The sequence below is a fragment of the Paraburkholderia sp. genome, assembly GCF_035656215.1.
In the GTDB taxonomy this organism is placed as follows: domain Bacteria; phylum Pseudomonadota; class Gammaproteobacteria; order Burkholderiales; family Burkholderiaceae; genus Paraburkholderia.
In genome coordinates, this window is record NZ_DASRSY010000481.1 from 1 (window position 1) to 18,424 (window position 18,424).

An 18,424-nucleotide genomic window follows, 5' to 3' on the forward strand; every position below is an offset into this window, starting at 1 on the left:
TGTTTTACTTTTTCCGAGGTGGCTTCGAGCGACGTACCCACCGGCGTGTTCAAACCGATCTGAGTTTCGGAGAAGTCCGCATTCGGCACGAACTCGGTGCCGACGAACGGCACCAGAAACAGGCTGCCGAAGAACGTGGCCGCGGCCACGACCAAGGTGATCGCGCGATGTTTCAGCGACCAGCCGAGCAGGCGCTGATAGAACGCGGTGAGCCGTTCAATCTGTTTGTCGAACAGATGCAGGGAACGTTCGATCAAACGTCCATAGCGATAGCCTTTGCGGCCGGTATCCGCATCGTGCAGATCAGGGTCTGGCCAGATGGAGGACAGCATCGGATCGAGCGTGAACGACACGAACATCGAGATCAGCACGGCAGCGGCCACCGTAATGCCGAACTGATGGAAGAATCGGCCGATGATGCCGCCCATGAAACCCACCGGCAAAAATACGGCGACGATCGAAAATGTGGTCGCCAGCACGGCGAGCGCGATTTCCTTGGTGCCGTCGAGTGCGGCCGTGCGATGGTCCGCGCCGAGCTGCACGTGCCGCACGATGTTTTCGCGCACCACGATCGCGTCGTCGATCAGGAGGCCGACGCATAAGGACAGCGCCATCAGCGTGATCACGTTGATCGTGAAGCCGCACGCGTACATCACCGCGAAGGTGCCGATCAGCGCGATCGGCAGGGTGAGGCCGGTGATCACCGTGCTGCGCCACGAGCCGAGGAACAGGAACACGATCAGCACCGTCAGCAGCGCGCCTTCGAGCAGGGTGCGCTTCACTTCGTTGACGCTATCTTCGATATTGATCGACGAATCGTCGGTGATACTGAGCTGTACGCCCGGTGGCAGTTGAGGCTGCAAACGCGTGACTTCGTCACGCACGCCGTGCGCGACATCTACAGTGTTCTCGCCCTGCGCCTTGATGATCGACAGGAACAGCGCGCGCTGGCCGTTGAGCAAGGCCATGCTGTCCGGTTCCTGCTGACCATCCACCACGTCGGCGACCTGATCGAGCGTGACGGGCTGTGTCGCTGAGGAAGCTGTCGGAATCGCCGACTGTGCGCCACGCCGTGCGACGATGATGCGTTTGAAGTCGTCCGGTTTCTCGAAGCGGCCCTTGACTTGAACGGTCTGCTCGACATTGCTCGACGTGAGCGGACCGGCCGGAATCTCCTGATTTTCATTCTGCACCGCGCGGATCACCTGATCGACGCCGATCGAAAGCGCCTGCAGCTTCTCCGGATTCACGTCGATCTGCACCTGCCGCTTCACGCCGCCCACCAGCGACACCGAGCCGACGCCGCGCACGGTTTCAAGCCGCTTGCGCACGATCTGATCGGCGACCGTGGTCAGATCGCGCGTGGACAACGACGCGCCCGGCGCGTTCGAGATGGCCACCGTGATGATCGGCATATCCGACGGGTCATAACGCAGCACGCGCGGGTCTTTCACGCCGTCGCGCAGATCGGGGCGGATCAGCGCGATCTTGTCGCGAACATCTTGAGCCGCCTGCACCGCGTCCACGGACAGGTCGAATTGCACGATCACGACCGATTGCGCGTCGTAGGAACGCGAGGTGATTTCGTCGATGCCGCTGATCGTATTAACCGCTTCCTCGATCTTGCGCGTGACGTCGGATTCGACCGATTCCGGCGACGCCCCCGGATACGCGGTCTGCACGACCACGATCGGGAAGGTGATGTCGGGGAACTGATCGACCTTGAGCCGCTGATACGAAAACAGACCGATGACGAGGAACGCCATCATCATCATCGTGGCGAGCACCGGGTTGCCGATGCTGATACGGGTGAACCACATAGGTGCGGGCTCCGGTCAGCGTGCGCTGCTTGCGCCCGGCACGCTGGCCGCTTGCGGGGCAGCCTGCCCGGGTTGGGCGGGTTGCACCACATGCACGGTGCTGCCGATCCGCAATGAACCGAGATTGTTCTTCACGATCTGCTGGCCGAGCGCCAGCGGGCCGCCGATGATCTCGGTCCAGGTGTCGCCATCGGCTTCGCCGGTCGCGCCGGTCTGCACCGGCTGCTCAACCAGCTTGCCGCCGGTGAGCGCATAGACGCTGCGGCGTGTGCCGTCCGTGCGTATGGCGGTGGCGGGGACGACCAGCACGTTCTGCCGGCTGCCGACCGAGATCGTGCCGGTGCCGAACATGCCGACCCGCAGCGTGCCCGACGGATTGGCAACCTGCACATACACCATGATCGAGCGCGAGCCGGCTTGCGCGGCCGGGTTGATGCGTGTGATCGCGCCCTGGATGGGAGTGTCGATACCGTCGAAAGCGATCTGGATCGGCTGGCCGATCCGCACGCGGCCGATTTCGCCGACCGGCACGGGCGCCTCCAGTTCGAGTGTGCGCAGATCGACCACGTCGAACAGCTTCGTATCGACGGCGACTTTCTCGCCCGGTTCGACCGAGCGCGAGGCGATCTGTCCATCGAGCGGCGAGCGCACGACGGTATCATCCAGAGACAGATTCGACGACGCCAGCGCCGCCTTTGCCGCATCGAGATTCGCGCGGGCGATTTGATACTGGCTTTGCGCGGTGTCGAACGCGTTTTTCGAAATGAAGCCTTTTTCGACCAGCACGCGGTTGTTGTCGAGCGTCTGTTTGGCGATGTCGAGCTGGCCGGCCATGGCGGCCATCTGGCCGCGCGTCTGTTCGGCACGGGCGACATAGTCACGGGCGTCGATCTTCGCGAGGATTTGGCCGGCCTTGACCGGATCACCTTCGCGCACCATGACATCGAGCGCCGAGCCGGCCACTTTCGATTTGACCGCGGCTTGCGTGACCGCACGCAGCGAACCGGTCAGCGGCAGCGTTTCGGAGAGCGTGCGGCGGCTGACGGTGCTGAGGTCGTCAGGCGCGAATTCGACGACGGAAGAGATGGTGTCGGTGGCTGCAGCGGGGGTGCTGCGCTTCCTGATGGCCTGGGCAATCGCGATGGCGAGGATCACGATAACCACGACGGCGGCGATGATGATGCGTTTTCTGGTTTTTAGCATGCGCGGTCTGACGGACTTCACGAACTGGCGGGAGGCGGGGTGGCCTTGTAGTCTCAAGGCGCTCCGCGCTCGCACGGAATCGGCAAAATTAGCCAGAACTCGCGTTCACTGCAAGCTGGCCGTCAGCATGTTACACGCAGCTTGCATGGTGCGTGCCGCTCGAACGGTGTGCTCGCGCGGCAGGCATGCGTATTGACCTAAAAGTGACAAATTCAGACAGACTGACGGCGGCTGTGGGCAGTGGAATGCGCGTCGCTGAACCGGGACGGAACCCGCCGCGCATCACCCGCTCACTGACTCAAATAAACGAACTTGCCGTTCCTGATGATGCCCATCACGCTCGCGCGCTGATCCAGACCGACGTGGTCCTTCGGGCTCGTATTCACCACACCGTTCGGCACGACCAGTTCATGCGCGTGCTCCAGTTCGTCGCGCAACGCCACGCGGAAAGCCGGCGTGCCCGGCTGCGCCGTCTTCAACGCGCGCGCGACCGCATCCTGCAAGCGTGGATACACGCCTGCCGCGTCGCCCGCAAATTGCGTCACGCTGCCCGGACCGAACTTCGCTTCGTATTCGTTGGTGAACGCGAGCGCCGCTTTCTTTGCCGGATGATCGGCAGGCAGCGTGCGTGCTACCACGACCGGCTGGGTCGGGAACAGCGTGCCTTCCACGTCTTTGCCGCCCAGCTTGATGAACTCGGGCGTGGCGATGCCGTGCGTCTGATAGATCGGGCCTTTGAAGCCGCGTTCGATCAGCGTGCGCTGCGGCAGCACGGTCGGCGTGCCGGCCCCGGCGATCAGAATCGCGTCGGGTTTGGCGGCCATCAGCTTGAGGATCTGGCCGGTGACGCTGGCGTCGGTGCGGTTATAGCGCTCGGTGGCGACCAACTGGATGTGACGCAGCGCCGCGAATTTGCTGAACTCGTTGAGCCAGCTTTCGCCGTAACCATCCGCGAAACCGATGAAGCCCACCGTCTTCACGTTGTGGTTCGACATGTAGCGCGTCATCACGTCGGCCATCGCGCTATCGGTCTGCGCCATCTTGTAGGCCCAGACCTTCTTGCCTTCCTGCGGTTCGACCACGCTCGCCGAGCCGATCAGCGTGATCATCGGCGTCTGGCTTTCGGCGACCGGATCGAGCGCGGCCATTGCGGCCGGCGTGATATTCGGGCCGACGATCACGTCGACGTGGTCTTCATTGATCAGCTTGCGGATGTTGCGCACCGCGTTGCCCGGGTCCGAAGCGTCGTCGAGGAAGATGTAGTCGGCTTTCTGGCCGGCGATCGTGGCCGGCCACATCAGCATCGCGTTCTTGCTCGTGATGCCGATCACGGCCGCGGGGCCGGTGCTCGACAGGTCGATGCCGACCTTGATGTCGGCCTGTGCCGCGGTGGCGAGCAAGAGCGCGCCGAGAGCGGCCAGGCCGCTGATCTTTTTCTTATACGACGTCATCGAAGGGTCTCCGTAGCGGGAAGCGTGGTGATGTCAAAGTTCGTAGGTTTCGTGATCGCCTTTGAGCGCCTGTTCGATCAGCTTGCGGTTCATGCTCGGCGACAGCAGTTCGACGAGCGTATACACATAGCTGCGCAGATAGGCGCCCTGTTTCAGCGCGACCCGCGTCACGTTGCTGCCGAACAGATGGCCGACCGGCATCGCGCGCAAATGGCGGTCGCGCTCGGCGTTGAACGCGATATCCGCCATGATGCCGACGCCCAGACCCAGTTCCACATAGGTCTTGATCACGTCGGCGTCGATCGCCTCCAGCACGATGTCCGGATGCAACCCACGCAGGCGGAACGCCTCGTTGATCTTGGTGCGGCCGGCGAACGCGTTGTCGTACGTAATCAGCGGATATTGGGTCAGATCATCTAACGACAAAAGTTTGCGGTCGAGCAGCGGATGATCCGGCTGCATCACGGCGACGTGATGCCACTGGAAGCACGGCAGCGAAACCAGTTCCTTATAGTTAGCGATCGCTTCGGTGGCGATGCAGAGGTCGGCCTGGTCGTGGATCACCATCTCGGCGACCTGCGTCGGACTGCCTTGCAGAATTGAAAGGTGAACTTTGGGGAAGCGCTTCTTGAATTCGGCGATGGCGGCCGGAAGTGAGTAGCGCGCCTGCGTGTGGGTGGCGGCGATCACCAGATTGCCCTGATCCTGGGCCGCGTAATCTTTACCGACCCGTTTGAGGCTCTCGACTTCCTGCAGAATCTTCTCAACCGACTGAAGAATGATGCGTCCAGGCTCCGTCATTCCGCGCACGCGCTTGCCGTGTCGCGTGAAGATTTCGACGCCCAACTCGTCTTCCAGCTCGATGATCGCCTTGGAGACGCCCGGCTGGCTTGTAAACAGGGCTTTGGCCGCTTCGGTGAGGTTGAAATTCTGCCGCACAGCCTCGCGGACGAAGCGGAATTGATGCAGGTTCATATATAACCTCTCCGCATATCAAAAGAATTTTTTAGTCGTTTGAAATATAAGGCGAGTTTATTACGATCTGTCCATCTTTTTCAATATGGATATCTGTATTTGTCATAAGCAAATGAGAGATAGGTCTAAACCCTGACTCGCATGGGCTGACAAACAGAGATATCCAGGGCGCGGCGGAACCGGGTGGCCGGTCCCCGGACCGTCGTGTGTCACGCAAATTGTGGGGTCCCCGAATGTACCAATACGATCAGTACGACCAGACCATCGTCGATGAACGGGTTGCGCAATACGCCGATCAGGTTTGCCGCCGCTTGTCGGGCGAATTGAGCGAAGAGGAGTTTCGTCCGCTGCGCCTGCAGAACGGCCTGTACATGCAGCGCCACGCGTACATGCACCGCATCGCGATTCCGTACGGCAATCTGCGCAGCGACCAGATGCGCGTGCTGGCCGAGATCGCGCGCGTGCACGACCGGGGCTACGGTCACTTTTCGACGCGCTCGAACATCCAGTACAACTGGATCCAGCTCGAAGAAACGCCGGAAATCCTGCGCAAGCTCGCAGCCGTTCAGATGCACGGTATCCAGACTTCTGGCAACTGTATCCGTAACATCACGGCCGACCAGTTCGCGGGCGTGGCGCCGGACGAAGTGGTCGATCCGCGTCCCTGGGCAGAAATTCTGCGCCAATGGTCGACGTTCCACCCGGAATTCGCGTGGCTGCCGCGTAAGTTCAAGATCGCCGTGTCGGGTTCCAAGGAAGACCGCGCGGCCGTGCAGATTCACGATATGGGCGTGTATCTGAGGAAGAACGAGCAGGGCGAACTGGTGGCCGACATTCTGGCCGGCGGCGGCATGGGCCGTACGCCGATCATCGGCGCGATCATCCGCAAGGATTTGCCGTGGCAACACCTGCTGACGTACTGCGAAGCCGTGCTGCGCGTGTACAACCGCTACGGCCGCCGCGACAATATGTACAAGGCGCGTATCAAGATTCTCGTGAAGGCGTTGAGCCCGGAGAAATTCTCGGCGCAAGTCGAAGAAGAATGGCAACACCTGAAGGACGGTCCGGCGACGCTGACACAAGCCGAAGTGGATCGCGTGTCGCAATACTTCCAGCCGCCGGTGTATGAAAAGCTGGCCGACACGGATGCATCGTTCGAAAAGCATTTGCTGGAAAACCGTGCGTTCGCGCGCTGGGTCGAACGTAACGTGCGCCCGCACAAGGTGACGGGTTATTCGTCGGTCACGTTGTCGCTGAAGCCGACCACAATCGCCCCGGGCGACGCAACCGACGCGCAAATGGAAGCGGTCGCCGATTGGGCCGACGAATACTCGCTCGGCGAAATCCGCGTGTCGCACGAACAGAATCTGATTCTCGCGAACGTGAAGAAGCACGATTTGTTCACGCTGTGGGAAAAGGCCAAGGCGCAAGGCTTCGCAACGCCGAATATCGGCTTGCTGACCGATATCATCGCGTGCCCGGGCGGCGACTTCTGCTCGCTCGCGAATGCGAAGTCGATTCCGATCGCACTGGCGATTCAGGAACGTTTCAACGATCTCGACTACGTGTACGACCTCGGCGACGTGTCGCTGAACATCTCGGGTTGTATCAATGCTTGCGGTCACCATCACGTCGGCAACATCGGCATTCTGGGCGTCGATAAGGACGGTTCGGAGTGGTATCAGGTGACGCTCGGTGGCGAGCAGGGTACGGGCGCAACCGGCGCGCACCTGGGCCGTGTGATCGGCCCGTCGTTCTCGGCGGAGGAAATGCCGGACGTGATGAGCAAAGTGATCGACACGTTCGTGGAGAATCGCCATGAAGGTGAGCGCTTCGTCGAAACGTACAACCGCATCGGCATGGCCCCGTTCAAGGAACGGGTGTACGCCTCGCGTCAACCGGCTCACGCGTAACCGCGAAAAGGATACTGAACAGATGGCTTCTATTATCAAGAACCGCGCGATCGTCAACGATGACTGGACGGTAGTTCGCGCCGCTGAAGACGGCACGCTGCCCGCAGTCGACGCATTGCCGGCCGGCAAAGTGCTGGTGCCGCTCGCGCTGTGGCAGGCTGAGCGTGATGCGCTGCTCGCCTCGCGCAGCACCGCTGAAATCGGCGTGTGGCTCGCGCCGGATAGTGAACCGGCGGATATCGTCGGCGATTTCGACACGATTGCGCTGATCGGCGTGGACTTTCCGGTGTTCCGCGACGGCCGTGGCTATAGCATCGGCCGCCTGTTGCGCGAGCGTTATGGCTACAAGGGCGAACTGCGCGCGATCGGCGACGTGCTGCGCGATCAGTTGACGTTCATGTTCCGCTGCGGCTTCGATGCGTATGCGCTGCGTGAAGACAAAGACTTCGACGACGCGCTCAAGGCGTTCGACGAATTCAGCTTCAACTATCAGGGCGCGGTGAACTCATCGCCTCTGTTCCGCCGCCGCGAAGCAGGCGAACTGGCAAAGGCCTCGGCATGAGCGACGTCCAATCGCTCACGCCGGAACTCGTTGCGAAGGTCGAGCGCCTCGATGCGCTGCTCGACTCGATCGCCGCGCGTCACGCGAACGTGAAGCTCGCCAGCAGCCTCGCAGCGGAAGACATGCTGCTCACGCATGCGATTCTCTCGCGTGGCGTGAAGATCGGCATTTTCTCGCTGAACACGGGCCGCCTGCATGCGGAAACCCTCGGCATGCTCGATCGTGTGAAAGAGCGCTACGGGTACGATATCGAACAGTTTCATCCGCAAGCTGCCGCGGTGGAAGAGTATGTCGGTTCGCATGGTCTGAACGCGTTTTACGAAAGCGTCGATCTGCGCAAGCGTTGCTGCGAAATCCGTAAGGTCGAGCCGCTGAATCGCGCGCTGTCGGATGTCAGCGCCTGGGTGACCGGTCAACGCCGCGAACAGTCGGTGACGCGTGCCGAACTGCACGCGGAAGAGCACGACGCCGCGCGCAACATCGCCAAGTTCAATCCGCTGACGGACTGGACCGAAGCCGAAGTGTGGGACTATCTGAAAGCGTTCGATGTGCCGGTCAATCCGCTGCATGCGCGCGGTTACCCGAGCATCGGCTGCGAGCCTTGTACCCGCGCGATCCGTCCCGGTGAGGACAGCCGGGCAGGGCGTTGGTGGTGGGAGTCGCGCGATACGAAGGAATGCGGGCTGCATATCACGACGATTACGCCGATCCCCGCCAGCCGCAGCGAAAACGCTTCGGCATGAAACATTCAGGCGGTTCAGGCCTTGGCTTTTAGCCTGAACGCCGCACATAACGATTTGAATACTTCTGCGACGCAAGCAACCGCTTGCGACGCGAATCAACGAAGGACCCAAACATGAGCACCACGCTCGATTCCACTGTGAATGCACCGCTTACCAACACGGCGAACCGGATGGATCACCTCGACTGGCTCGAAGCCGAGTCGATTCATATCCTGCGCGAACTGGTTGCCGAATGCAGCAAGCCCGCGCTGCTGTTTTCGGGCGGCAAGGATTCGGTCGTGGTGCTGCACCTCGCGCTGAAGGCCTTCGGCATTGGCGCGAATCGCAAGACCGTGCTGCCGTTCCCGCTCGTGCATATCGACACCGGCCACAACTATGCCGAAGTGATCGACTTCCGCGATCGTCGCGCGAAAGAGATCGGCGCCGAACTGGTGGTGGGTCACGTCGAAGATTCGATCAAGCGCGGCACGGTGCGTCTGCGCCGCGAACTGGATTCGCGGAATGCCGCGCAGGCCGTCACGCTGCTCGAAACGATCGCCGAACATGAGTACACCGCGCTGATCGGCGGCGCGCGCCGCGACGAAGAAAAGGCCCGTGCAAAAGAACGGATTTTCTCGTTCCGCGACGAATTCGGCCAATGGGATCCGAAGGCGCAGCGCCCGGAATTGTGGAGCCTGTACAACGCGCGTCTGCATAACGGCGAACACCTGCGTGTGTTCCCGATTTCGAACTGGACCGAACTCGACGTGTGGCAATACATCGCCCGCGAACAGCTCGAGCTGCCGTCGATCTACTACGCGCATCAACGCGAGATCGTGCGCCGCAACGGCTTGCTCGTACCGGTCACGCCGCTCACGCCGATGCGTGAAGGCGAGACCAGCGAGACCGCGCTGGTGCGTTTCCGTACCGTGGGCGATATCAGCTGCACGTGCCCGGTGGAAAGCGATGCCGATGATCTCGAGAAGATCATCGCCGAAACGGCCGTGACCGAAATTACGGAACGCGGCGCGACGCGGATGGACGATCAGGTCTCCGAAGCCGCGATGGAACAGCGTAAGAAGCAAGGTTATTTCTAATATGGGACTGGAGTTAGTGCTTCGCCCTAACTCCGATCGACCGCAACAAGTTGCATGGGATCGGAGTAAGCGCTTTAGCGCTAACTCCGATCGACAGAGGGCAAGACAATCATGAGCGGTATTCACCAACCAGAAGACCTCGGCGTCCTGCGATTCATTACTGCGGGTAGCGTCGACGACGGCAAAAGCACGCTGATCGGCCGCCTGTTGTACGACAGCAAGGCGGTATTGAGCGATCAGCTTTCGGCACTGTCGCGAGCGAAGAATAAGCGTACCGTTGGCGACGAAATCGATTTGTCGTTGCTGACCGACGGCCTTGAAGCCGAACGCGAGCAGGGCATCACGATCGACGTCGCGTACCGCTACTTCGCGACGGCCAAGCGCAAGTTCATCATCGCCGACACGCCGGGCCACGAGCAGTACACGCGCAACATGGTGACGGGCGCATCGACCGCGCACGCAGCGATCATTCTGGTCGACGCGACCCGTGTGACGTTCGTCGACGGCGTGGCGCAACTGCTGCCGCAAACGAAGCGTCATAGCGCGATCGTGAAGCTGCTCGGCTTGCAGCATGCGATCGTCGCGATCAACAAGATGGACCTCGTCGACTACAGCGAACAGCGCTTCAACGAGATCCGCGACGCGTATGTCGAACTCGCGCGTCAACTGGGCCTGAATGACGTGCGTTTCGTGCCGGTGTCGGCGCTCAAGGGCGACAACATTGTGACGGCTAGCGAGAGCATGCCGTGGTATGCAGGCGAGCCGCTGCTCGATTTGCTTGAAGCGTTGCCGGTCGATATTCCGACGGGCCAGGCGCTGCGTTTCCCGGTGCAGTGGGTGGCGCGTCAGGACGGCAGCCAGGCTGACGATTTCCGCGGCTACATGGGCCGTGTCGAAGCGGGCGAAGTGAAGGTCGGCGACACGATCGTGGTGCTGCCGGCGAACCGTGAAGCGACGGTTGCCGAGATCATCGCGCCGGTGACGGGTGGTACGGCAGCGGTGGACCGCGCGTTTGCCGGTCAAACCGTGACCATCCGTCTGGCGGAAGACGTCGACGTCTCGCGTGGCGACACCTTCGTGTTGCGCGAAGAAGCGCCGGAACCGGCGAAGAAGCTGGAAGCCGATCTGTGCTGGTTCGACGACACGCCGCTGTCGACGCAGCGCAAGTACTTGCTGAAGCAGACCACCAACACGGTGTTCGCGCGAATCGGCGCGATCAAGGAAGTGCTCGACGTGCATACGCTGTCGCAGGCGACCGATCGCAAGGACCTGACGATGAACGACATCGGCCGCGTATCGCTGACGTTGCAAAAGCCCCTGGTGTGCGACGTGTACGACTCGCATCAGGGCACGGGCGCATTCGTGCTGATCGACGAAGCGACGCATCACACGGTTGCGGCTGGGATGATTCGGGCGTTTTCGGCGTAAGCGGTTGAGGCTGGGCCGCGCACCGCAGGTGCCTTTACGAACAGGTTGATGCAAATGGGTAAGGTTTATCTGATCGGCGCAGGCCCGGGTGCTGCGGACCTCATTACGGTACGCGGCGCGCGATTGTTGGGCACGGCTGATGTTGTGTTACATGACGCGCTTGTCGAGCCGGCAATGCTCGACTACGCGCCTGCTCACGCGTGGCGAATTGCGGTGGGTAAGCGCTGCGGGCAACTTTCGACGGCGCAACAGTTCATCAACAAGCAGATCGTCGACGCAGCGCTTGAGCATGACGTGGTCGTTCGTTTGAAGGGCGGCGATCCCATGTTGTTCGGGCGTGCCGATGAGGAGATGCGCGCGCTTGAAGCCGCAGGCATCGAGTACGAGGTTGTACCAGGGATTACCGCTGCACTGGCCAGCGCAGCGTCGTTGAAGCGGTCTTTGACCCTGCGGGGTGTGTCGCGCAGTGTTGCGCTAGCTACTTTTAGCCGGGCACCGGGGTCCGACGAGATTCGCGAGCAGGTGAATGCGGATTCGCTCGTGTTCTATATGGGTCGCGATAGCGGGGTGGAAATTGCCCAGCAGTTGATTGACGCGGGGCGCGCTGTTTCGACGCCTGTGGCGATTGTCGAGGCTTGCAGTACGGAGCGCGAGCGGATGCTCACCCTCACGCTTGAGGAGCTCGCTGCTGGCGAGGCGCAGAGATGGGTTGATGCTTCGCAACCGAGTCTCTTGATGATAGGGGAGGCGTTTGCTGCCCGGCAGCAGGTTGTCCGCTCCGCGGAGGGGCTTTTAGTCGCGGCTTAAGGTTTTTTGGTTTTTGCTGTGCGGCTGCGGTGGTGGCGGCGAACGCCGCAGGTGCACAGTAAGAAAACAAGAAAAGGTGAACACCAAAATCAACCCTGCCGAAGGCAATACTCCGCAACTGCATCCAGCACAGCCTCATCCTCACCAACTGCCTTAGCGCACGTGATCTTCACATCCGGATATAACCCACGACACCGCTCGATCACATCCGGCAGATCCTTCCGAACATGCCCGCCTTGCCCAAAAAAAACAGGCACAACAGTCACAACAGAACACCCGTCGGAGACAAGCGCACCCACAGCGGTCGGTAGATCCGGCTCCATCAACTCAAGAAAAGCCAGCAAAACCGGCCCAGCGTCAGCATTAGAACCGCGGGCAACCCGCAACTTATCGGCGAGCCTCTCAAACGGCTCGCGCCAGCGCACGTCTCTCGCGCCATGCCCAAACAACACCATCCCGTGCGCGGCCATGACAAAGGCTCCTAATGCCGATCGACCCACTTCAACCCGACTAACCCGAGCACGAGATAAACGAGCCCAGGCGTAGCCGCGGTCAACGGCGCGGGCCACGTATTCAACGTACCAATATGCGAGAACAGCGTGTTGAATAGCTGGAAACTCATCCCCAGCATAATCCCGCCGAAAACCTTCACACCCACCACACCAGCGCGCGTATGCAGGTACGCAAACGGCAACGACAATACCAGCATCACGAACACCGCGAACGGATACAGCAGCTTGCGCCACAGCGCGATTTCATACCGCTGCGTGTCCTGATGATTCTCGGTCAAATGCTGGATGTAGCGGAACAGGTTGAACATCGACATCCGATCCGGCGACACCAGCAGCACCGACAGGATCTGCGGCGTCAATTCCGAGCGCAGCGAATACTCAGGCAATGCCACCTGCGTCGCGCGGTACACGGGATTCAAGGCATCGGTCGGCGTGCCCGGAGGAGGGGGAACGTCGATCAATTGCGTATCGGTTACGTCCGTCAGTTGCCAATGCCCCGGCGGCTGATACTTGCCGCTCTTCGCACTCCGCACATTTGAGAGGCGAAACTTCGAATCGAATTCGTAAATCCGCACGTTGCTGATCGTCGCGTCCGGCTTCAATTCGCCGACGTTCACGAAACGCGTCACCTGCTCGCCGTCCGCGCGCGCGGTGAGCGTGTCCTTCACCCACACGCCCGACTCGAAGTTGGTCGATACCGACGACCCCAGTGCTTCGAGCCGCACGCGTTCCGACAACTGATCCGTGTACGGACCGACCACTTCGCCGATGATGTAAGTCAGGAACACCAGCGGAATGCCGATCTTCATGAGCGAGCGCAGCGCCTGATTGGTGGCGAGGCCGGACACGCGGAAAATCGTGTACTCGGAGTTCGCCGCCATCTGCGCGAACACGTAGATCGCGCTGATCAATGCGGCGACCGGAATGATTTCGTAAAAACGTGACGGCGTTTGCAAGGCGACCCGCAGCACCGCGTACTGGAACTTGTAATTGCCGTGGCCGACGGAGTTCAGTTCGTTGATCAGGTCGAAGAAGAAGAACAGACCTGAAAACGCGAACAGAATAAAGATGAACGTGAGGTAGATCTGACGCGCGAAGTACCTTTCATAGATCCGCATCGGTCAGGCCCCCTTCGAACGGCCGAACATCGCCCGCGTGAATAGCGGCCGGTTGCGCACGCGCAGCCAGAAGATGAATGCGACGATCGCCGCCACGATAATGTGCAGGCCCACCAGGCCAACTCCGAACGACATCTTGCCTTGCTCGATCCACGACTGCACCACGTTCAGCAAATTCGAATACGTCAGATAGATCAGGACGGCCATCACCAGATTGATCGTGCGGCTGCGCCGCGGGTTCTGGTGCGCGAGCGGAATCGCCAGCAGCATCAGGTTGATCGCGATCAGCGGCAGCCCCGCGCGCCACGCGAATTCGGCGAGGTTGTCGTTGGTCGGGTTGCGCAGCAGCGTGAGCGTAGGCAAGCCAGTGGTAGTCGGCGTATTGACGACTGGCTGGCTCTGGATCTTCACACCATAGCGTTCGAATTCCATGATGCGGAAATCGGGGTGCCCCGGTTCGCCGTCGTAGCGACGGCCATTTTCCAGCACGACGAAGCGGTCACCGTTCTTATGTGTTTCGGTGTGGCCGGTTTTCGACACGACCACGTTGACCTTGCCGTTTTCCGTGCTGGTCACGAATACGTTCTCAACGCGAGCCTGGTCGGGCGACATCTTCTCGATGAAGAACACGCGGTGGCTGGTAGCCGACTCGCGGAATTGACCCGGCGCGAGCAGCGAGACTTCGTCGCGCTGCTGGAAGCGCGCGCGGATCAGCTTGCTCTGCTGGTTCGACCACGGCCAGCCGATGAACACGAAGAACATGATGAGAATGATGATCGGCGTGGCGAAAATACCGATCGGCTTGATGAAGCGGGTCAAACTGACGCCCGAGGCGAGCCAGACGACCATCTCGGAGTCTTTGTACCAGCGGGTCAGGACGAACAGGATCGACACGAACAGGGTCGCGACGAGCATGATGGCGATGTAGCCGATCACGGTCAGGCCGATCAGGACCAGCACGTCGCGCGGGTCGATCTCGCCCGAAGCCGCGAAGCCGACGATGCGGATCATCATCGTCGTCAGCACGAGCGTGAGGAGAACCATGAACACGGCACCAGCCGTATACGCGAGTTCGCGCTGGAGGGAGCGTTCGAAGATCATTATTGGTGATGAGAGGGGGCGCTCTCAGTGGCACGCGGAATGTTTCCCGTCATGCCTCCGGTGCAGCCGCCGCAGGAAAAATAGCGGATAATTGCGGCTTTCATCCTAAGCCCAGATTTTATCCGAGGACAAGCGCGATGGACTTTAGCATAAAAGCCTGTGATTGGACCAAAGGCTCGTCAAACGGTTTCCTGACCGGGAAATCCGATTGCATCGTAATCGGCGTGTTCGAGTCGCAAACGCTCTCGGGCGCTGCGCTGGAGATCGACGCGGCCACCAAGGGCCTGCTGACCCGCATCATCAAGGCTGGCGACATGGACGGCAAGGCCGGCGCCACGCTGTTCCTGCACGAAGTCTCAGGCATCGGCGCGTCACGCGTGCTGCTGGTCGGCCTCGGCAAACAGGATGCTTTCAGCCAGAAAGCCTACGGCGAAGCCGTGCGGGCCGCCTGGCGCGCATTGCTCCCCACCAGGATCGTTCAGGTCACCTTCACGCTCGCTCAACTGCCGATCCTCGAGCGTTCGGCCGATTGGGGCGTACGCGCCGCGATCATCGCGCTGCGCGAGCTGACCTACAAGTTCACGCAGATGAAGAGCAAGCCGGACAACTCGGCGCGTGCGTTGAAGCGTATCGTCTTCAGCGTCAATACCGGCGACGAGAAGGCCGCCAAGCTCGCCGCGAAGCAGGGCGCCGCACTTGCCAACGGCATGGACCTGACGCGCGACCTCGGCAACCTGCCGAGCAACGTCTGCACGCCGACCTACCTCGCCAGCACGGCCAGGAAGCTCGGCAAAGACTGGAAGCTGAAAGTCGAAGTACTCGGCGAAAAGCAGTGCGAAGCGCTGAAGATGGGCTCGTTCCTGTCGGTCACGGCCGGCTCGGTCGAATCGGCTCAGTTCATCGTGCTGCAGTACCAGGGCGGGGCCGCGAAAGCCGCGCCGGTGGTGTTGGTCGGCAAGGGCGTCACGTTCGACACCGGCGGCATTTCGCTGAAACCGGGCGAAGGCATGGACGAGATGAAGTACGACATGTGCGGCGCCGGTTCGGTGCTGGGCACGTTGCGCGCCGTCGCCGAAATGGGCTTGAAAATCAACGTGGTCGGTATCATCCCGGCGGTGGAGAACATGCCGTCGGCCACGGCCACCAAGCCGGGCGACATCGTCACCAGCATGAAGGGCCTGACGATTGAAGTGCTGAACACGGACGCCGAAGGTCGGCTGATCCTGTGCGACGCGCTCACTTACGCCGAGCGCTTCAAGCCGGCAGCGGTGATCGACATCGCCACGCTGACGGGCGCCTGCATCATCGCGCTGGGTCATCACAACAGCGGCCTGTTCTCGAAAGACGACGCGCTGGCGGGTGAACTGCTCGATGCATCGCGTGAAGCTTCCGACCCAGCCTGGCGCTTGCCGCTCGACGACGAGTATCAGGATCAGCTCAAGTCGAACTTCGCGGACCTGGCGAACATCGGCGGACGTCCGGCGGGCAGCGTGACGGCGGCGTGCTTCCTATCGCGCTTCACCGAAGCGTACCCATGGGCGCATCTGGACATCGCCGGCACCGCGTGGAAGAGCGGCGCGGCGAAGGGCGCTACCGGCCGTCCGGTGCCGTTGCTCGCGCAGTTCCTGATCGACCGGGCCGCTGACGGTCGCGCTGCACAATGACGCGTTGCAGTAATAAGGTTGCAGGCGTAGTTGTAGACGCAGAGCGGAGCCGCCGATGACGAGAATCGACTTTCACTCGAACGTCGGCGATTCGCTGCTGTATGCGTGCCGCCTGATCCGCAAGGCGTATCAGGCGGGCCAGCCGACCATCGTGCTGGCCGAGCCCGAGCGTCTGCGGGCTTTCGACGAACAGTTGTGGACGTTCTCGCCACTCGACTTCGTGCCGCACTGCATGGCGGGCACGAAGCTCGCCTCGCAAACGCCGATCGTGCTGGCCTCGAGCCTCGATGATGTGCCGCACCATCAGGTGCTGCTGAATCTCGGCGCAACGGTGCCGGCGCAATTCGCGCGCTTCGAAAGATTGCTGGAAGTGGTCGGTAACGCACACGCCGAACTCGCGGCGGGCCGCGAACGCTATCGTTTCTATCGCGATCGCGGCTATGCTTTGAACAACTACAAGCAAGGCAGCTAGGTTTCATTCCGCCCGCGTCGCGTGGTGTTTTGTCGTATGGATTCGACGCGTAGGCGGCCTGCTTCAGCTTGGACTTAAACACGGAGAGTGCACGTGTCCGATCCTAACGACAGTTCGATCCCGGTTCTGCACGAGATTCTCGTACCGGGCAATCCTGCCCAGGCGCGTCATGCGCCGGGCGACGCGGTAGCGCCGGCTACGCAGCCGGTGTCGGATTCCGAGACAGCGCAAGAACCGGTCTTCGCGCCGGAACCTGGGCATGCGCCTGAGCCGGTGCTTGCGCCAGATCCCGCGCGCATACGCGAGGAGCCGACGCTCGCGCCGGAGCCTGTGCATGCGCCGGAGCAGGCGCATCCGGAAGAATCTGCGCATCCGAAAAAACGCCCGAGGGCGCACCACGCTGCCGATCACCGGCACGGGCACGGGCATGAGCCTGACTTTGCGTCGTCGGCGGGTGTCTTCGATCGGGCCGAACCGCATGCGCCGATCGAGGCGGGCGCGATCGTGCCGCCGGATATCGCTCATGAAGCGCTCGCACAGCCGCAGCCTAATCTCGACGCGGATGTCATCGCCGAACGTCTGCGTGGACGATTCGCGGGCTTTCTGACGGGCGAGGGGCGCGGCATTATCGAAGCGCGCTGCCGCGATGCGTTGCAGGATCACACTTCATGGCTCGTCAACCAGATCACGCGCGAAGTGGCGCTGGCGCTGGAGACGGAATTGACCGGCTGGGTGAGGGACGCGGTCGATCAGGAGATCGCGCGGCGCTCGGGCAGCGCTTGATCCTGGCAGAGGGCGCGCTTTTATCCGGGCGCTCTCACCACTTTCATTAAGCCGCGTTCATCTGAGTCTTCATTTAAGCGCCATCATTTGAGCGTCATCACCCAGTTCGCCAGCGTAGCCGCCTGATCGGGCGTGAGCTGCGTATTCGCGGGCATCGGCACTGTGCCCCACACGCCCGTGCTGCCATCCAGAATCTTGTGCTTCAGATAGGTGACGGCATCTTCGTGGCCGGCGTATTTCTCGGCGACGTCATGCAGCGCCGGTCCCATGAATGGACGCGTCACCGAGTGGCAGCTCATGCAGTTCTGCTGCTGGGCAAGCGCAAGGCCGACGGGGGCCTCCGCGTGCGCCGCCGGACTGCCGACGCTTAATGTAGCGCTCAGCACACCAGCTGCTGCAAGCGCTGCATACGACATTGATTTCATTCTGGTCTCCGTCGGTGCAGGTGCCCGACTCGTGGTGCTCGCATTATAAAAGGAAAGGGGCGCACGGTTTCCCGTGCGCCCCTTTGCGCTTTTACGTAGCTTATTTAGCTTCGAGCGGGGCTCCTGATCCGTCCCGGAGAACCGGGGCGAATCAGAGCCACCCGCTCAATGCGGGTTTAGCCCGTCACCGCGCCCTTGTTGGCCGGTAGTGCCAACGCGGAGTACTTCGCCAGCACGCCGTGGGTGTAACGCGGCTTCGGTTGCTGCCATGCGGCGCGGCGGCGCTGCAGTTCGGCGTCGTCGATGTTCAGTTGCAGGAGCAGTTTGTGCGCGTCGATCGTGATCGAGTCGCCTTCCTGCACGACCGCGAT

The 18,424-nt window shown here is 61.5% G+C and carries 18 protein-coding genes; 9 read left to right on the top strand and 9 right to left on the bottom strand.

The features are described 5' to 3' along the window. The 4 genes from VFE81_RS28530 to VFE81_RS28545 form a co-directional block, all read right to left on the bottom strand. Positions 1-1,820 (bottom strand): efflux RND transporter permease subunit (locus VFE81_RS28530; protein ID WP_325047783.1); only part of this gene is annotated, 1,820 nt, incomplete at its 3' end. Between the two features lie 15 nt (positions 1,821-1,835). Continuing rightward, positions 1,836-3,023, bottom strand: coding sequence for an efflux RND transporter periplasmic adaptor subunit (locus tag VFE81_RS28535; RefSeq protein WP_325047784.1), 1,188 nt, complete (start codon positions 3,021-3,023; stop codon positions 1,836-1,838). Positions 3,024-3,313: 290 nt separating this feature from the next. Beyond that, complete coding sequence (locus tag VFE81_RS28540) at positions 3,314-4,474, bottom strand: ABC transporter substrate-binding protein (RefSeq protein ID WP_325047785.1); 1,161 nt, start codon at positions 4,472-4,474, stop codon at positions 3,314-3,316. 33 nt (positions 4,475-4,507) lie between these two features. Beyond that, positions 4,508-5,449, bottom strand: a complete 942-nt coding sequence (locus VFE81_RS28545) for a CysB family HTH-type transcriptional regulator (RefSeq protein ID WP_325047786.1) — start codon at positions 5,447-5,449, stop codon at positions 4,508-4,510. Between the two features lie 233 nt (positions 5,450-5,682). Here VFE81_RS28545 and VFE81_RS28550 point away from each other — a divergent pair, with 233 nt between their 5' ends. From VFE81_RS28550 to cobA, 6 genes are all read left to right on the top strand, one after another. Next, positions 5,683-7,362, top strand: coding sequence for a nitrite/sulfite reductase (locus VFE81_RS28550; RefSeq protein WP_325047787.1), 1,680 nt, complete (start codon positions 5,683-5,685; stop codon positions 7,360-7,362). 22 nt (positions 7,363-7,384) lie between these two features. Further along, on the top strand, positions 7,385-7,924 hold the full coding sequence (locus VFE81_RS28555; RefSeq protein WP_325047788.1) for a DUF934 domain-containing protein: 540 nt from the start codon (positions 7,385-7,387) through the stop codon (positions 7,922-7,924). After that, positions 7,921-8,667: a phosphoadenylyl-sulfate reductase gene (locus tag VFE81_RS28560; RefSeq protein ID WP_325047789.1), complete on the top strand. Its 747-nt coding sequence runs from the start codon at positions 7,921-7,923 to the stop codon at positions 8,665-8,667. Before VFE81_RS28555 ends, VFE81_RS28560 begins: the two co-directional genes overlap by 4 nt. A gap of 113 nt (positions 8,668-8,780) precedes the next feature. Then, positions 8,781-9,743: a sulfate adenylyltransferase subunit CysD gene (gene cysD, locus VFE81_RS28565; RefSeq protein WP_325047790.1), complete on the top strand. Its 963-nt coding sequence runs from the start codon at positions 8,781-8,783 to the stop codon at positions 9,741-9,743. A 111-nt stretch (positions 9,744-9,854) separates the two neighbouring features. Continuing rightward, positions 9,855-11,171: a sulfate adenylyltransferase subunit 1 gene (locus tag VFE81_RS28570; protein ID WP_325047791.1), complete on the top strand. Its 1,317-nt coding sequence runs from the start codon at positions 9,855-9,857 to the stop codon at positions 11,169-11,171. 54 nt (positions 11,172-11,225) lie between these two features. After that, positions 11,226-11,978: a uroporphyrinogen-III C-methyltransferase gene (cobA, locus tag VFE81_RS28575; protein ID WP_325047800.1), complete on the top strand. Its 753-nt coding sequence runs from the start codon at positions 11,226-11,228 to the stop codon at positions 11,976-11,978. Between the two features lie 89 nt (positions 11,979-12,067). Here the strand turns inward: cobA and VFE81_RS28580 are convergent, their stop codons facing one another. The 3 genes from VFE81_RS28580 to lptF are packed head-to-tail and all read right to left on the bottom strand — an operon-like array spanning position 12,068 to position 14,709. Next, positions 12,068-12,448: a CbiX/SirB N-terminal domain-containing protein gene (locus VFE81_RS28580; protein ID WP_325047792.1), complete on the bottom strand. Its 381-nt coding sequence runs from the start codon at positions 12,446-12,448 to the stop codon at positions 12,068-12,070. 11 nt (positions 12,449-12,459) lie between these two features. Next, positions 12,460-13,608, bottom strand: coding sequence for an LPS export ABC transporter permease LptG (gene lptG, locus VFE81_RS28585; protein ID WP_325047793.1), 1,149 nt, complete (start codon positions 13,606-13,608; stop codon positions 12,460-12,462). A gap of 3 nt (positions 13,609-13,611) precedes the next feature. Next, on the bottom strand, positions 13,612-14,709 hold the full coding sequence (lptF, locus tag VFE81_RS28590; protein ID WP_325047794.1) for an LPS export ABC transporter permease LptF: 1,098 nt from the start codon (positions 14,707-14,709) through the stop codon (positions 13,612-13,614). A 137-nt stretch (positions 14,710-14,846) separates the two neighbouring features. Here lptF and VFE81_RS28595 point away from each other — a divergent pair, with 137 nt between their 5' ends. From VFE81_RS28595 to VFE81_RS28605, 3 genes are all read left to right on the top strand, one after another. After that, positions 14,847-16,373, top strand: coding sequence for a leucyl aminopeptidase (locus VFE81_RS28595; RefSeq protein WP_325047795.1), 1,527 nt, complete (start codon positions 14,847-14,849; stop codon positions 16,371-16,373). Positions 16,374-16,428: 55 nt separating this feature from the next. Then, positions 16,429-16,845, top strand: coding sequence for a DNA polymerase III subunit chi (locus VFE81_RS28600; protein ID WP_325047796.1), 417 nt, complete (start codon positions 16,429-16,431; stop codon positions 16,843-16,845). Positions 16,846-16,938: 93 nt separating this feature from the next. Then, a complete protein-coding gene (locus tag VFE81_RS28605; protein ID WP_325047797.1) occupies positions 16,939-17,628 on the top strand; it encodes a DUF2486 family protein in 690 nt (229 codons plus the stop codon). Positions 17,629-17,711: 83 nt separating this feature from the next. Here the strand turns inward: VFE81_RS28605 and VFE81_RS28610 are convergent, their stop codons facing one another. Together VFE81_RS28610 and VFE81_RS28615 are read right to left on the bottom strand one after the other, a co-directional pair. Continuing rightward, complete coding sequence (locus VFE81_RS28610) at positions 17,712-18,053, bottom strand: c-type cytochrome (protein ID WP_325047798.1); 342 nt, start codon at positions 18,051-18,053, stop codon at positions 17,712-17,714. A gap of 176 nt (positions 18,054-18,229) precedes the next feature. Beyond that, a partial coding sequence (locus VFE81_RS28615) for a dihydroxy-acid dehydratase (RefSeq protein ID WP_325047799.1) occupies positions 18,230-18,424 on the bottom strand: 195 nt, incomplete at its 5' end.

Bases quoted from the DNA above. Each gene is read 5' to 3' on its own strand.
- VFE81_RS28535 (WP_325047784.1), bottom strand. From the start codon at position 3,023: ATGCTAAAAACCAGAAAACGCATCATCATCGCCGCCGTCGTGGTTATC.
- VFE81_RS28540 (WP_325047785.1), bottom strand. From the start codon at position 4,474: ATGACGTCGTATAAGAAAAAGATCAGCGGCCTGGCCGCTCTCGGCGCG.
- VFE81_RS28545 (WP_325047786.1), bottom strand. From the start codon at position 5,449: ATGAACCTGCATCAATTCCGCTTCGTCCGCGAGGCTGTGCGGCAGAAT.
- VFE81_RS28550 (WP_325047787.1), top strand. From the start codon at position 5,683: ATGTACCAATACGATCAGTACGACCAGACCATCGTCGATGAACGGGTT.
- VFE81_RS28555 (WP_325047788.1), top strand. From the start codon at position 7,385: ATGGCTTCTATTATCAAGAACCGCGCGATCGTCAACGATGACTGGACG.
- VFE81_RS28560 (WP_325047789.1), top strand. From the start codon at position 7,921: ATGAGCGACGTCCAATCGCTCACGCCGGAACTCGTTGCGAAGGTCGAG.
- cysD (WP_325047790.1), top strand. From the start codon at position 8,781: ATGAGCACCACGCTCGATTCCACTGTGAATGCACCGCTTACCAACACG.
- VFE81_RS28570 (WP_325047791.1), top strand. From the start codon at position 9,855: ATGAGCGGTATTCACCAACCAGAAGACCTCGGCGTCCTGCGATTCATT.
- cobA (WP_325047800.1), top strand. From the start codon at position 11,226: ATGGGTAAGGTTTATCTGATCGGCGCAGGCCCGGGTGCTGCGGACCTC.
- VFE81_RS28580 (WP_325047792.1), bottom strand. From the start codon at position 12,448: ATGGCCGCGCACGGGATGGTGTTGTTTGGGCATGGCGCGAGAGACGTG.
- lptG (WP_325047793.1), bottom strand. From the start codon at position 13,608: ATGCGGATCTATGAAAGGTACTTCGCGCGTCAGATCTACCTCACGTTC.
- lptF (WP_325047794.1), bottom strand. From the start codon at position 14,709: ATGATCTTCGAACGCTCCCTCCAGCGCGAACTCGCGTATACGGCTGGT.
- VFE81_RS28595 (WP_325047795.1), top strand. From the start codon at position 14,847: ATGGACTTTAGCATAAAAGCCTGTGATTGGACCAAAGGCTCGTCAAAC.
- VFE81_RS28600 (WP_325047796.1), top strand. From the start codon at position 16,429: ATGACGAGAATCGACTTTCACTCGAACGTCGGCGATTCGCTGCTGTAT.
- VFE81_RS28610 (WP_325047798.1), bottom strand. From the start codon at position 18,053: ATGAAATCAATGTCGTATGCAGCGCTTGCAGCAGCTGGTGTGCTGAGC.